The sequence below is a fragment of the Lactobacillus kitasatonis DSM 16761 = JCM 1039 genome (assembly GCF_000615285.1).
In the GTDB taxonomy this organism is placed as follows: domain Bacteria; phylum Bacillota; class Bacilli; order Lactobacillales; family Lactobacillaceae; genus Lactobacillus; species Lactobacillus kitasatonis.
Genome location: NZ_BALU01000001.1, coordinates 197,815 through 212,471 on the forward strand (window position 1 = coordinate 197,815; position 14,657 = coordinate 212,471).

Annotated in this window: 10 protein-coding genes and 2 pseudogenes; 5 read left to right on the forward strand and 7 right to left on the reverse strand. The window is 38.0% G+C overall.

From position 1 onward, the window contains the following. Positions 1–24: 24 nt before the first annotated feature. From JCM1039_RS01065 to rpmH, 7 genes and pseudogenes are all read right to left on the reverse strand, one after another. Positions 25–738, reverse strand: coding sequence for a hypothetical protein (locus JCM1039_RS01065; protein ID WP_025014294.1), 714 nt, complete (start codon positions 736–738; stop codon positions 25–27). A 204-nt stretch (positions 739–942) separates the two neighbouring features. After that, positions 943–2,749 (reverse strand): annotated as a pseudogene (gene spxB, locus JCM1039_RS10165) (pyruvate oxidase). A 376-nt stretch (positions 2,750–3,125) separates the two neighbouring features. Further along, positions 3,126–5,024, reverse strand: coding sequence for a tRNA uridine-5-carboxymethylaminomethyl(34) synthesis enzyme MnmG (gene mnmG, locus JCM1039_RS01075; protein ID WP_025014295.1), 1,899 nt, complete (start codon positions 5,022–5,024; stop codon positions 3,126–3,128). 8 nt (positions 5,025–5,032) lie between these two features. Then, positions 5,033–6,409: a tRNA uridine-5-carboxymethylaminomethyl(34) synthesis GTPase MnmE gene (mnmE, locus tag JCM1039_RS01080; RefSeq protein ID WP_025014296.1), complete on the reverse strand. Its 1,377-nt coding sequence runs from the start codon at positions 6,407–6,409 to the stop codon at positions 5,033–5,035. Between the two features lie 112 nt (positions 6,410–6,521). Next, the gene (locus JCM1039_RS01085) at positions 6,522–7,418 is read right to left on the reverse strand and encodes a YidC/Oxa1 family membrane protein insertase (protein ID WP_034532852.1); all 897 of its coding nucleotides are present in this window, start codon (positions 7,416–7,418) and stop codon (positions 6,522–6,524) included. After that, positions 7,399–7,767, reverse strand: coding sequence for a ribonuclease P protein component (rnpA, locus tag JCM1039_RS01090; protein ID WP_025014298.1), 369 nt, complete (start codon positions 7,765–7,767; stop codon positions 7,399–7,401). Before rnpA ends, JCM1039_RS01085 begins: the two co-directional genes overlap by 20 nt. Before the next feature lie 51 nt (positions 7,768–7,818). After that, complete coding sequence (gene rpmH / locus JCM1039_RS01095) at positions 7,819–7,959, reverse strand: 50S ribosomal protein L34 (RefSeq protein ID WP_003549412.1); 141 nt, start codon at positions 7,957–7,959, stop codon at positions 7,819–7,821. A 478-nt stretch (positions 7,960–8,437) separates the two neighbouring features. Between rpmH and dnaA the strand changes: the two genes are divergently transcribed. The 5 genes and pseudogenes from dnaA to gyrB all read left to right on the forward strand — a co-directional run bounded on the left by dnaA (position 8,438) and on the right by gyrB (position 14,653). After that, complete coding sequence (gene dnaA / locus JCM1039_RS01100) at positions 8,438–9,805, forward strand: chromosomal replication initiator protein DnaA (protein ID WP_025014299.1); 1,368 nt, start codon at positions 8,438–8,440, stop codon at positions 9,803–9,805. Between the two features lie 176 nt (positions 9,806–9,981). Further along, complete coding sequence (gene dnaN, locus JCM1039_RS01105; RefSeq protein WP_025014300.1) at positions 9,982–11,112, forward strand: DNA polymerase III subunit beta; 1,131 nt, start codon at positions 9,982–9,984, stop codon at positions 11,110–11,112. Positions 11,113–11,337: 225 nt separating this feature from the next. Continuing rightward, positions 11,338–11,562 carry a S4 domain-containing protein YaaA gene (yaaA, locus tag JCM1039_RS01110; RefSeq protein WP_025014301.1) on the forward strand — a complete coding sequence of 75 codons (225 nt, stop codon included), beginning with the start codon at positions 11,338–11,340 and terminating at the stop codon, positions 11,560–11,562. Beyond that, a complete protein-coding gene (gene recF, locus JCM1039_RS01115; RefSeq protein ID WP_025014302.1) occupies positions 11,562–12,689 on the forward strand; it encodes a DNA replication/repair protein RecF in 1,128 nt (375 codons plus the stop codon). The genes yaaA and recF overlap by 1 nt, the downstream gene beginning before the upstream one ends. Continuing rightward, positions 12,690–14,653, forward strand: a pseudogene (gyrB, locus tag JCM1039_RS10170) (DNA topoisomerase (ATP-hydrolyzing) subunit B). The last annotated feature ends 4 nt before the right edge of the window (positions 14,654–14,657 follow it).

Sequence of the window (14,657 nt, forward strand, 5' to 3'; positions counted from 1 at the left end):
CTTATTTCCTAGGAAATATTGTTTCTATTGATCAATTCCCCAGAGCAAGATATTAAAGGCTAATGGTAATGTTAGCTTGGTAATATACCCTTCCTTTTTGGCCTGCTTTAAAGATGCTAGAACGAATTTACGTTGTTGACCCTTTAGTTTTTGGGCTGCTTTAACAGCTAAATTAAAGTCATGCTTATTTTTTCTAATTCTAGTAGCTCTAGCTTTTTTAGAAATCTTTTGCCATTTATAAGTTGGAAATTGAGCGGTAGCTCTCTTGCTTATTCTGTTAAGTGGTTTAACTACTCCTTGAAGTGCTTTGCTATTAAAAGCACAGTATTGCATACCAGGATTAGTAGTCCAGGTGCTATATTTGTTGTCTTTAGAAGTAATTAAATACATCAACGCACCGTTATGATGTTTAGCATATGCAATTTTTACCACTTTGAATTTAACATTCTTCACCTTTTTAGGACTGATAGTATTTCCACTTCTAAATTCAGAGTCATTTAGCATTTTTTGATAACTATCTTTGCCCACTGAAATAGGTTGAGAATCAGAGTTTACAGTTACAATGTAGCCCCACTTGCTAAGTCGAGGAATATTTTTAATTGTTATAGCTTTATCAAACTTAGCTACTACAGTTGAATTGCTGTTGTCTGCAGCGTTGGCAGTGACAGATGATGCTGAAAATAATGCTGCAAGTGAAGCAGTAGCAAGTAAACTAATTAGAGCCTTTTTAGATTTCATAATTTAGCCTCTTTTTACACATAGTGCTTATTGGCTAATAAGCATTAATTCATATCCAACACTGCCTATTATAAGCATCTGTACTTTATTTATTAGCTATCTATGTTTAAAATCATATATAAAATAAGGATATTTCCCAAGAAATATCAATCCCAACAAAAAAAGCGGGACAAACGTCTCGCTTCTTCATATTACTCAGCCAAATTAGTGTTGCGAAGCACCTGAAACTGTATCAGGAGCAGTATCTTCTTCAGGTTCTGATTCTTCATGTTGAGATGCACCGGTTGCAGCGTCAGCTTCCAAGCCATACTTTCAGCAAAGTAGCTGAATGGCTTCAAGTCTTCTGCTTCATACTTCTTAACGAATGCTGGATCATCCAGTGAATTCAATTCAGTTGAGTAAGGCATGTTGTGAGTGTACTTAACGTCAATTAACATTGGTCCATCCATCTTCTTGAATTCATCAACTGCTTCTTCGAATTCTTTCTTAGTGCGGACTACAACGCCCTTGACGTTCATACCTTCAGCAACCTTAGCCCAGTCGTTGTCAGGGATAATAACACCTGATAATGGTTGGTTAGATTCATCCTCTTGTTCAGCTTGAATGTAACCTAAAGTCTCGTTAGTGAAGACAACATTCAAAATATGCATGTTGTAGCGTGCCATAGTTAAGAGTTCTTGGTTCATCATGCAAAACCACCATCACCAGCTAATTGCCATACTTCACGATCTGGGTAAACAGTTGCAGCCATCAAAGCAGCTGGAGCACCATAGCCCATCGTTGCGTGTAAGCCAGAAGTAGTCCACTTTTGATCATCATGCAAGTTCAAAAGACGGCAAGAGTCAACGTTTACGTTACCAACATCAATTGCAAAGACAGCGTTGTCGTCAGCCTTCTTGTTGATTACATCCCAGATTGGCTCTGGACGTACAGGCATTTCATCTGAGTCTTTGAAGCTAGCTTGCCATGCATCCCAATTTTCACGGTCTGCAATAGCAGCCTTGTAAAGTGGAGATTCTCTTCTTTCTTCACCAGCGTCAATAATTGCTCTTAAAGCCTTCTTAGCATCAGCCAACATTGATACATCAGTTGAGTGACGCTTACCAAACTTAGCAGGGTCAACATCAATTTGGATAACCTTAGCGTTCTTAGGGAACCATAATACTGAGAATGGTGAGTTATTGCCGACCCAAACAACTAAGTCGGTTGCACCTTGAACTTCTTGTGCAGCCTTAGGTCCGATACGGCCGATAGTACCTATGTATGCTGGGAACTTGTCTTCAACAATACCCTTGCCTAAGTATGATGACATAATAGGTGTCTTGAACTTTTCAGCGAATTCCTTAACTTCTTCCCCAGCATCCTTAGCACCTAAACCAATGTACATTGTTGGATTCTTTGCTTCCCTCAAAAGCTTAACAGCTTCATCAACTGAAGTCTTAGTTGGTGCTGGGTAGTTTGGCTCTGGATGAGCATCCTTGTTTACACGGAAGTTATCCTCAATCTTTTGCCAACCGTAGTCCTTAGGAATGATTAAAACTGCAGGACCTTTTCTTGCGTAGGCTTGACGGATAGCTTCGTCAGTCAATACTGGAATAAGCTCTGGAGTCTTAGCTGAAGCGCACCAAACGCTAGCGTCTAAGAACCATTTATCTTCATCAAAGGCTTGGAAGAAGTCGATGTCTTGTCTGCTAGTTGGAACATTAGCTACGATGGCAAGCATTGGAGTCTTGTCAAACTTAGCGTCGTACAAGCCGTTGAACAAGTGGGCAGCACCAGGACCAGCTGAGCCAAAACATACACCCAATTTACCAGTAACTTTGTATTCAGATGAAGCAGCAAGTGCGCCAGCTTCTTCGTGACGAACTTCGATAAATTTCATCTTATCTCTGAAGTCATAAATAGCATTCATGCTGGAGTCGAATGATCCACCTGGGAAACCATAGATATGATCAATTCCCCAGTCATAAATAACTTTAAGCATTGCATCAGAACCATTAATTTTAGTCATATAAGTGCATCTCCTTAGTTTCGTTTCTTTCATAATGTATTAAAACACATTTTTTCACATTTGCAAGGCGCCAAAAGTATTGTTATTATGCGGATGAAAACGCTTTTGTGATAATAATCATTTCACAAGCTCAGATAAATTATTACTTACGCCTTGCTAAATGATAGCGTTTTACATTGTGATTCAATGAACATTATTATACTAAAACTTTTTTATTTTATATATTTTTTTATTTATTTATAGCTAAAATTTAAGAAAAATTTTTCAATTATTTTTTTCCTTGGCCCTAATTATTTCCTGGGTTATCTTATTTCCAGTAAAAAAAGAGGGACATGATTATTTTTGAATCATACCCCTCTTTATCTTTTAGCAAAAATTATTTTTTAACTCTTGAATAGCGTCCGTTTTGAATGTAAACACTCAAAATAGCCAAATCAGCTGGGTTTACCCCGGAAATACGCTCTGCTTGGGCCAAAGTCTCTGGACGAATCTTTTCAAACTTTTGACGTGCTTCAGTTGCCAAGCCTTCAATTGCTTCATAATCAATATTTGCTGGAATCTTCTTAGCTTCTTGACGCTTCAAACGAGCAATACGAGTTTCCTCTTTCTTGATGTAACCGGCATATTTAATAGCAATTTCTACTTGTTCCTTTACGTAACGGTCACCAGGAATCTTTTCACCAGTTAATCTTTCGATATCAGCGATCTTTACGTTAGGACGACGCAAGAAGACATCTGCCTTAACGCCGGCCTTCATTGTCTCTTGACCAATGCTCTTCAAAAAGTCTTGTACATCATCAGTTAAGTGAACTGTGATTTCATGCAATCTTTCCTTAGCTTCCTTGATAGCTTGCTTTTTTTCTTCGAATCTCTTGTAACGATCATCAGAGATAAGGCCTAATTCATGACCATATTCAGTCAAGCGCAAGTCAGCGTTATCAGTACGCAAAATCAAACGGTATTCTGCACGACTAGTAAGCAAACGATATGGTTCGTTAGTACCCTTGGTTACCAAGTCATCAATCAAAACGCCAATGTAAGCATCGTTTCTACCTAAAGTAAAGCCAGGCTTGTCTTGTGCAGAAAGTGCAGCGTTAATTCCGGCGATCAAACCTTGACCGGCAGCTTCCTCATAACCAGAAGTACCGTTCATTTGACCAGCAGTAAACAAGTGCTTTATATTCTTGGTTTCCAAAGTATGCTTCAATTGCCAAGGTTCAACAACGTCATATTCAATTGCGTAACCTGGACGCATCATTTCAGCGTGTTCAAGTCCAGCAACAGAGTGAACCATCTTTAATTGAACTTCTTCTGGCATTGAAGTTGAGAAGTCACCTACATAAACTTCCTTAGTAGTCTTACCTTCTGGTTCAAGGAAGATTTGGTGACGATTCTTATCAGCAAAACGTACAACCTTATCTTCAATAGATGGGCAATAACGAGGTCCTACACCCTTAATTACACCAGTAAACATAGGTGCACGATCAAGGTTATTACGGATAATCTCATGAGTAGTTGGATTAGTGTATGTCATCCAGCAAGAGATTTGGTGTTGTAAATAATCAGCATCCTTAGTTTCAAATGAGAAGTGACGTGGAGTCTTATCTCCAGGTTCTTCTTCAGTCTTTGAGTAGTCAATAGTATTACCGTTAACGCGTGGAGGAGTACCAGTCTTGAAACGACGAAGCTTGAAGCCAAGCTTTTCCAAGTTTTCAGACAACTTAATTGAAGGTGTAGTGTTGTTAGGACCTGATGAATAAGTAAGTTCACCAATAATAATTTTACCGCGAGCAGCAGTACCAGTAGTTAATACAACACTCTTAGCATGGTACTTAGCACCAGTGTTGGTAATTACACCTTTGCAGACGCCATCTTCAACAACCAATTCATCCACAATTGCTTGACGCAAAGTCAAGTTAGGTGTGTTTTCAATGGTGTCCTTCATGTGTTCATGATATTGCCACTTATCAGCTTGAGCACGAAGTGCACGCACTGCAGGGCCTTTACCTGTGTTAAGCATTCTCATTTGAATGTAGGTAGCATCAATGTTTTTACCCATTTGGCCACCCAAAGCATCGATTTCTCTAACAACAGTACCCTTAGCTGGACCACCTACAGATGGGTTACATGGCATGAAAGCTACCATATCAAGCCCAATAGTTAAAAGCAATGTCTTTTGGCCCATATGTGCACTAGCAAGAGCAGCTTCACAACCTGCATGACCTGCTCCTACAACGATTACATCATATTCATTTGAATCATATGTCTTAATCATTATTTCCCCTACTTTCCTAAACAGAATTGACTAAACAATGTTGTGATCAATTCATCCGGTGCACTTTCACCAGTAATTTCACCAAGTGTATCCCACGCACCAGTGAAATCAATCTGTGCAATATCCACAGGCACACCATCGTTAACAGCTTTAACCACATCTTGTAATTCACTTTTTGCCTTGTTCAAAAGTGAAGTTTGACGTTGGTTAGTAACCATAACTTGATCGTTAGAATTTTCAATACCTGAGAAGAACAACTTGTTGATTAATTCTTCAAGTTCATCCAAATTCTTTTCCTTCAAGATTGAAGTTGAAATGACTTCACTGCCAGTCAATTTCTTCATTTGATCAACTGTAAGCTTTTGACCCAAATCAGATTTGTTTAAAATAATAATCCGCTTCTTGTCTTTAGTTTCTTCAATAAGTGCTTTATCTTCATCTGTTAAATCTTTACTTGCATCTATCAATAAGAGGACAAGGTCTGCTCGTTCAAGAGCTTTTTTAGATCTTTCCACACCGATTTTTTCCACTTTATCATCAGTATGGTGGATACCCGCAGTATCAATTAATTCTAGAGGTACACCTTTTACAGATACGTATTCTTCAAGAGTGTCACGCGTAGTACCAGCTACATCCGTTACGATGGCTTTATCACTTTGAGTTAAGTAGTTCAGCAATGAAGATTTACCAACGTTTGGTTGTCCTACAATCGCCGTTACAAGGCCATTACGCAAGATTTTACCTTCTTGGGCAGTACTCAAAAGGCGATCGATTTTCTTAATTACTGAGTTAGCTGTGTCAGCCATTTGCTTAGCAGTTACAGTATCAGCATCATATTCTGGGTAGTCAATATTAACTTCTACGTTAGCTAACGTATCCAAAATTTCTTGACGCATTGCATGTATCTTGTGCATAAGTCCACCTTCAAGTTGTCTTTCGGCAACTTGACGTGCCTTATCAGTTTTAGCACGGACGATGTCCATAACACTTTCAGCTTGAGTCAAATCAATTCGACCATTTACAAAGGCACGCTTGGTAAATTCGCCAGGATCGGCCATTCGTGCACCGTGGCTCAAAAGAAGCTGCAAGATATGGTTAGTAACAACAATACCACCGTGACAATTGATTTCTACAATATCTTCACGGGTAAAAGTCTTAGGCGCAGTAACCATTGCTTCATCAATGGTTTCACCAGTATCAGGGTCAATAATATGACCGTAGTGGATCGTATGAGTTGGCACTTTAGCTAAGTCAGCGCCCTTAAAAACTTCATTAGCAATTTTGATCGCATCTTCACCGGACATTCGTACTATGGAAATTCCACCTTCACCAATAGGAGTGGAAATTGCTGCAATTGTATCAAATTCTGTTAGAGTTTGAGCCATAATCTTCCCCTTTTTCCAATAAAAAAAGTGCATTACACCACCACGAATAAACATGATGGATAAAGCACTTTGACTACTTTATCTAAAATCATTTTTTAGATTAAATATTCTTTTATTTTTGTTTGCGCCCTAAACGCTTGTAGGTTCTTCTTAGCTTACGTTTACGTTCGCGTTCTGCCTCAGCTTTTGCTTCTTGTTCCTTCTTATACTTGATAGGATTTTGCAAAATAAAGGTTTGAACTGCCTGGAATAAGTTAGAAATTACCCAGTAAAGTGTGATGGCTGATTGGAATTGCAAAGCCATTACACCAACCATAATGGACATTCCGTAAGTCATTATCTTAGTCATTCCGTTTTGAGATGACGCAGGTGTTGATAATTGACTAATGTATGTTGACAAGAAAGTAAACGCCATCGCCAAAATAGGCATGATATAGTATGGGTCTGGTTTACTCAAATCCATCCATAAAAAGCGTCCAGTTTGTAATTGTGGTGTACGTAAAATCGCACCATACAAAGCATACATAACTGGCAACTGAATAATTAATGGCAAGCATCCAGCATATGGATTTACGCCTGCTTCTTTATACAGTTTGTTAGTTTCTTGTTGTAATAACGTTCTTGATTCCGTGTCACGTCCTGGATACTTCTTACGTAGCTCATTAATTTGTGGTTGAATGCTTTGCATCTTAGTTGTGCTTCGAATAGAAATAGCATTCAAAGGTAACAAGATGACACGAACAATAATGGTAAAGACAATAATTGCCCAACCATAGCTATTGCCCATTAATTTAGCTAGCCACAAAATGAAAGCTGACATGTAATAAACAATCCAGCGGTCCCACCAGTTACCACTTGTATGTGATATTGGTGCCACTTGACCGTTTGCACCCTGAGCTGCACACCCTGTCAAAACAACAGCCAAGGTGATTACAGCTAGGACTGCAAGAAGACGCTTGACATTTCTTTTAGTCAGAATGTCCTTCAATCTAATTTTCCTCAACTTCATCTGGCATTTCTTCAATAATATGTGCCAAAGCTAACGCATGTAGCAAGTTCTTGCGCACTTTAACCATATCAAAATCGCGAGCATAAGGCCGCGTAATGATTAAAAAATCAACATTTGGATTAATCTGCAATTTTTCTTCATCAATTACGGCCCGAATATAACGCTTGAGTCGATTACGTGCGACAGCGGTATGACCAACCTTCTTGCCTACAGAAATTCCTACCCGAAAATGTTTATTCTCAGGTTTTTCTACTACATATATGACAAAAGCACGGTTAGCGACGGAGTCGCCAGATTCGAAAACTTGCTGGAAATCTTTTTCAGATTTTACTCGATAAGACTTTCTCAAAACGTTTCATTCCACTCTAGTAGACTAAAAAAACCACTGGGATTCAGTGGTTTAAGCAGATAAGACTTTTCTACCTTTTGCACGGCGTCTTGCTAAAACCTTACGGCCATTTGATGTGCTCATGCGCTTCATAAAACCGTGAACACGTGAACGGTGACGCTTCTTAGGTTGGTAAGTTCTTTTAGTTGTCATTATAAACTGCACCTCCATAAATTCTTTGTGCCAACTGCACAATTTATTATTAAGGATAGCACGAATAGCAATAAAAACCAAGTATTTATTGAAAATAATACTGCGTTCTTTACTCCACATTTTTAACTTTTTTGACTATTTTTGTGTGGATAAAAAATATTTTTATTTTTCCACAAAGTAAAATTCACAAATTAATCCCTATGTTTTTCCACAACTCACATCGTGTTAAAAACTTAATTCACACCATGTGGATAACGCATATGGATTTTAAGCTAAACTATTGGTACAATAGCTTTTGCTATCCACACTGTGACTGTGCATAAAGTAATTGTTTCTCTTCTATCATGTCAAATTGTGCATATTGAATTATAAAATATCCACAGGATGTTTATACTGTTGATATTTATTTCATTTGTGGAAAACTTTTTATTAACATGCTAAAATAAATGTGCTTTTTATCAACATGGAGGAATGCAAATTGTTCGACATTGAGAAATTTTGGCAACATTTTAACGATGAAATGCGTGCTCGTTTTAATGAAGTTGCCTATAATGCATGGTTTAAAAATACTAAACCTATTTCTTATGATAAAAAAATTCATGAACTAAAAATCTTAGTTCAAAATCCTGTTGCAAAAGGTTATTGGGAAAAAAATCTTTCATCACAATTAATTCAGTCCGCATATGGTTATGCTGGAATTGAAATTCTACCTGTATTTAAGATATCTGAAGACAGTGATACTCCTGAAAGAATTGTTACGCCTGAACCGCAACATGATATTCGAGTTCAAACTAGAAATAGGGAACAACAAGAATTTACTAAGGATTTAAAATTAAACGAAAAATATACGTTTGATAATTTCGTTCAAGGTGAAGGAAACAAATTAGCTGCCGGTGCCGCATTGGCTGTCGCAGACAGTCCCGGTAGTTTTTATAATCCTTTATTTATCTTCGGGGGAGTCGGCCTTGGAAAAACGCACTTGATGCAAGCAATTGGTCATCAAATGCTGCTTGAAAGACCCAACGCTAAAGTAGTTTATATACAGAGTGAAACCTTCGTCAATGACTTTATTAATTCAATAAAAAATAAAACACAGGACCAATTTCGCGAAAAATACCGAACCTGTGACTTATTACTAGTTGACGATATTCAATTCTTTGCTAAAAAAGAGGGAATTCAAGAAGAATTCTTCCATACTTTTGAGACCCTTTATAATGACCAAAAGCAAATTGTAATGACAAGTGATCGTTTACCGACAGAAATTCCAGATTTGTCAGAACGTTTAGTTTCTCGATTTACATGGGGCTTACAAGTTGAAATTACTCCTCCAGATTTGGAAACTCGAATTGCAATTTTGAGAAGCAAAGCTGAATCTGAAGGACTAACTATTGATGACAACACACTCGATTACATTGCTTCTCAAGTAGATACTAATATTAGAGAACTCGAAGGTGCTTTAGTAAAAGTACAGGCATATGCTACTATCGAAAAGGCTGACATTGATGTGAACTTAGCTAAAGAAGCCTTGGTTGATCTCAAACTTGTACAAAAGAATCGTGGTTTACAAATTTCGAAAATACAGGAAGTCGTCGCAAACTACTTCCAAACTTCGACTGCCGAACTAAAAGGTAAAAAGCGTGTACGGCAGATTGTAGTACCACGTCAAATTGCGATGTATCTTTCTCGCGAACTAACTGACGCAAGCTTACCTAAGATAGGACAAGAATTTGGCGGAAAAGATCACACGACAGTTATGCACGCTTATGATAAAATCGATAAGCAAATGAAAACTGATGCAGACATCAAAACGGCTGTTTTCGATTTGAAGCAAATGCTTGAGCATTAATCAAAGTTATCCACTGTGGACAACTCGTCAAGTTTTACACATCTTTTTTAACCGTTACAATTCCGTTATTTTCAGGCTTCTTAAGAGTTTTCAACAGAATTCACAGGCCCTACTACTACTAATTAACTATATAATTAAATAAAAAAGAAAAGTCACTTTCGTTTAGGAGGATTAAAATGAAATTTACGATCAATCGCAACCTGTTTATCGAGAACTTAAACAATGTTATGCGTGCCATTTCATCAAGAGCTACCATTCCAATTCTTAGTGGGATTAAATTGGATTTGACTGATGATGAATTGACTTTAACAGGTAGCGATACAGACATTTCTATTGAAATCAAGATTCCTGTAAATGAGGACTTGAATGTAGAATCAACAGGTTCAATTGTTTTACCTGCTAGATTTTTCAGTGAAATTGTTAAAAAGTTGCCAGGTAAGGATTTCTCTTTTGAAGTAAAAGAAAGTTTCCAAACTCAAATCGTATCTGAAAATAGTGAATTTACAATTAACGGTTTGGATGCTAATAATTATCCTCGTTTACCAGAAATTTCAGATGCTGCATCATTTACAATTTCTGGTAAGACTTTCAGAGAAATTATCAATGAAACACAATTTGCTACTTCAAATGACCAAACAAGAGCAATCTTAACTGGTGTACGTTTCTTCTTTAATCCTGATAGTATTAAAGCTGTTGCTACTGATTCACACCGTCTTTCACAAAGAACTATTGCTTTAGAAAACGGACCTCAATCAGAAACCGACTTAATTATTCCAGGGAAGAGTTTGCAAGAATTGGCAAGAATTATTGCTGAAACAGATCCAGAAGTAAAAGTTTGCCCAGGGGATAACCAAACACTCTTTATTATTGGTAACCTTGCATTCTACTCACGCTTGCTTGACGGTAATTATCCTGACACTGATCGTTTGATCCCAACTGAAAAGACTACCAGCATCGAGTTCGACATTCCTGAATTATCAAGTGCGCTTGAACGTGCAAGTTTGTTAACACACGCTGGACGCAACAACGTTGTAACCTTGACTTTGGATGTGGAAAACCAAACTGCTAAATTATCAGGTAAATCAGCTGAAATTGGTAATGTTGAAGAAGATGTTAGCTTCAGAAATCTTGAAGGCAATAATTTGGAAATTTCATTTAACCCAGATTATATGCGCGACGCACTTAGAGCTTCTGTTACTGATTCAGTAATTATGAACTTTACCAAACCACTTCGTCCATTTATCATCAATCCTGATAAAGAAGATGTGGATTTTGTTCAATTGATTACCCCAGTAAGAACTTATTAATCAAGTACACAATATTAAGCTTCTTAAAAAGCCACCCTTTGCGGTGGCTTTTATTTTTGTATTTTTTGTTTAAAGCGTCAAAAATCGGCCTCTATAATTTTTTATTCGGCCTAGTGTGATTAGTTTATTTTCTAAAAAACCGCTAATATCGCGTTAAATAGCGTTTTAAGTTTGTTATTTTTGCTGAAAACTAATATAATTATATAGGTATAAAGGGCATTGAAGGTGAGTATTATCAAGTATTTTACAATTACAGGTGAGTACATCACTTTAGGACAATTCCTAAAGGAGGAAAGCTTTATTTCATCCGGGGGACAGGCAAAGTTTTATCTTCAAGATAATCCTGTAACTTTAAATGGAGAACTCGAACAACGACGCGGTAAAAAAATATTTGCAAATGATCGTTTGCTCGTTAATGGGCAAGAGTACGAGTTTCGGCAGGACAATTAATGTATCTTGATCATTTTACTGTGCAAAACTTTCGCAATTTAAAAAAGTTGGATGTGGATTTTGATCCTAACGTCAATATTTTTATTGGCAAAAATGCACAAGGTAAAACCAATTTACTAGAGGCAATTTATTTTTTGGCATTGACTCGTTCGCATAGAACGAATAGTGATAAAGAATTAATTGGTTTTGGTGGAGAATACACAAATTTATTAGGTCATGTGCAAAAGAGTCAAGTTGATCTGACTTTGCGAGTGTTAATTACAAAAAAAGGTAAAAAAGTGTGGATAAACCGGGTTGAACAAAGCAAGTTATCCAAATACGTTGGTCAACTGAATGCAATTTTATTTTCACCAGAGGATTTGGAGTTGATAAAGGGTGCACCAGCTTTGCGACGTAGATTTATGGATCAAGAATTTGGTCAAATTAATCCGGAATATTTATATTTTGCCAGCAAGTATCGCCAGGTGCTGATTCAAAAGAATAATTATTTAAAGCAGCTATCTAAGGGCAAGGCAAAAGATCAAGTATTTTTAGATGTCTTGTCAGATCAGTTGGCTGGTATTGCGGCAGAAGTAATTTCTCGCCGCTTTAAATTTCTTAGATATTTGAGTCATTATGCTAGCGACGCTTATGCACATATTAGCTTAGGCGGTGAAAAACTAGCTATTGCATATCATCCGTCTGTTTCAGATATCAAAGCGGATGATAGTACCGAAACAATCTATCAAAAGATTCTAGCAAGCTTTGAGCGCAACAAAGCTACAGAGATACGCAAGGGTACTACTACATCTGGTCCGCATCGTGATGATATTGAGTTTAAGCTTGATGGTAAAAATGCTCATTTATATGCTTCGCAAGGGCAGCAGCGCTCCATTGCTCTTAGCGTAAAACTAGCGGAAATTCAGCTGGTTCACCAGTTAACCGATGAATATCCGTTATTGCTGTTAGATGATGTCATGAGCGAATTGGATCATGGTCGTCAGAGTGCACTTCTTAATTACATTCATGGAAAGACCCAAACATTTATTACCACAACGGATCTAGAGGGGATTTCTTGGGAAATAATCAAGAAGCCACGCGTGTACCACATTCAATCAGGCAAAATTAATTTGGAGAAGGAGAATTAAATGGCTGATAAATCAAAAGAAAATCTTGATAAGGTCAAAAAGTATGAAAAAGAGGCCGACAAGTATAATGCCAGTCAAATCCAAGTCTTAGGTGGTCTTGAGGCTGTCCGCAAGCGTCCTGGTATGTATATCGGTTCGACTAGTTCTCAAGGATTGCACCATTTAGTGTGGGAAATTATTGATAACAGTATTGACGAACGACTTGCTGGTTTTGCTACCAAAATCGAAGTTACTATCAACGAAGATGGCAGCGTTACTGTTCAAGATGATGGTCGTGGTATTCCTGTGGATATCCAAGAAAAAACTGGTCGCCCAGCCCTTGAAACAGTATTCACTGTTCTTCACGCGGGCGGTAAATTCGGCGGTGGCGGATACAAGGTTTCAGGTGGTTTGCACGGTGTAGGTGCTTCAGTTGTTAACGCCTTATCCACAAAGCTTGATGTTACTGTTATGCGTGATGGCAAGAAGTACTTCATTGATTTCGATCACGGCCGCGTAAAGGATGAAATGAAACAAATCGGTACAGTTCCACTTAGCGAACACGGCACTATTGTTCATTTCTATCCAGATCCTGACATCTTTACTGAAACTACTGTTTTTGACGACAAGATTTTAAAGAACAGAATTCGTGAATTAGCCTTTTTGAACAAGGGCTTAACTCTTACTTTTACTGATAAGCGTAAAGATACTGCGGAAACTGATGTGTATAAGTATGAGGCGGTATCAAGGAATACGTTGCCTTTTTGAACGAGGGTCAAGAAGTATTGTTTGATGAACCTATCTATGTGGAAAGTACTTATAACGGTATTGATGTTGAAGTAGCTTTGCAATATACAAATGGCTATAAAACAACCTTAATGACCTTTGCTAACAACATTCACACTTATGAAGGTGGGATGCACGAAGCCGGATTTAAGACTGCTTTAACACGTGTTGTTAACGATTATGCACACAAGGCAAAGATCTTAAAGGATAAGGACGATAATCTTTCTGGTGAAGATATTCGTGAAGGTATGACTGCTGTTGTTTCAGTTAAGCACCCTAATCCACAATTTGAAGGTCAGACTAAGACTAAGCTTGGTAACTCAGATGCTAGAACAGCTGTCGATAAGTCATTCTCCGAAACCTTTAGCCGCTTCTTGATGGAAAACCCATCGGTTGGGCGTAAGATTGTGGAAAAAGGTCAATTAGCAGAACGTGCTAGAACTGCTGCTAAGCGTGCTCGTGAAGTAACACGTAAGAAATCTGGTTTGGAAATTGCTAACTTGCCAGGTAAGCTTGCCGACAACACAAGTAATGACCCTAACATTTCAGAATTGTTTATCGTTGAGGGTAACTCAGCCGGTGGTTCAGCAAAGCAAGGTAGATCACGTTTGACACAAGCCATCTTACCAATCAGAGGTAAGATTTTGAATGTGGAAAAAGCTTCAATGGATCGAATCTTGGCTAACCAAGAAATTAGATCTTTATTCACAGCTTTAGGCACAGGCTTCGGTGCAGATTTTGATGTTTCAAAGGCACGTTATCACAAGTTGATCATCATGACTGATGCCGATGTCGATGGTGCCCACATTAGAACACTTCTTTTGACTTTGTTCTACAACTACATGCGTCCAATGATCGACAAGGGATATGTTTATATCGCTCGTCCACCTCTGTACCAAGTTCGTCAAGGTAAGGTAGTTAAATATCTTGATACTGACGAAGAACTGCATGATTACTTAGGTAGTTTGCAACCAAGTCCAAAGCCAGTAGTTCAACGTTACAAGGGGTTAGGTGAAATGGACCCAGAACAACTTTGGGAAACTACCATGAATCCTGAAAACAGACGATTAGATCGTGTAAGCCCTGAATACGCTAGAGATGCTGATGCAGTTTTTGAACTTTTGATGGGTAATGAAGTTGCACCTAGACGTAACTTCATTGAAAAGAACGCTAAGTACGTAGAAAACTTGGATGCGTAGGAGG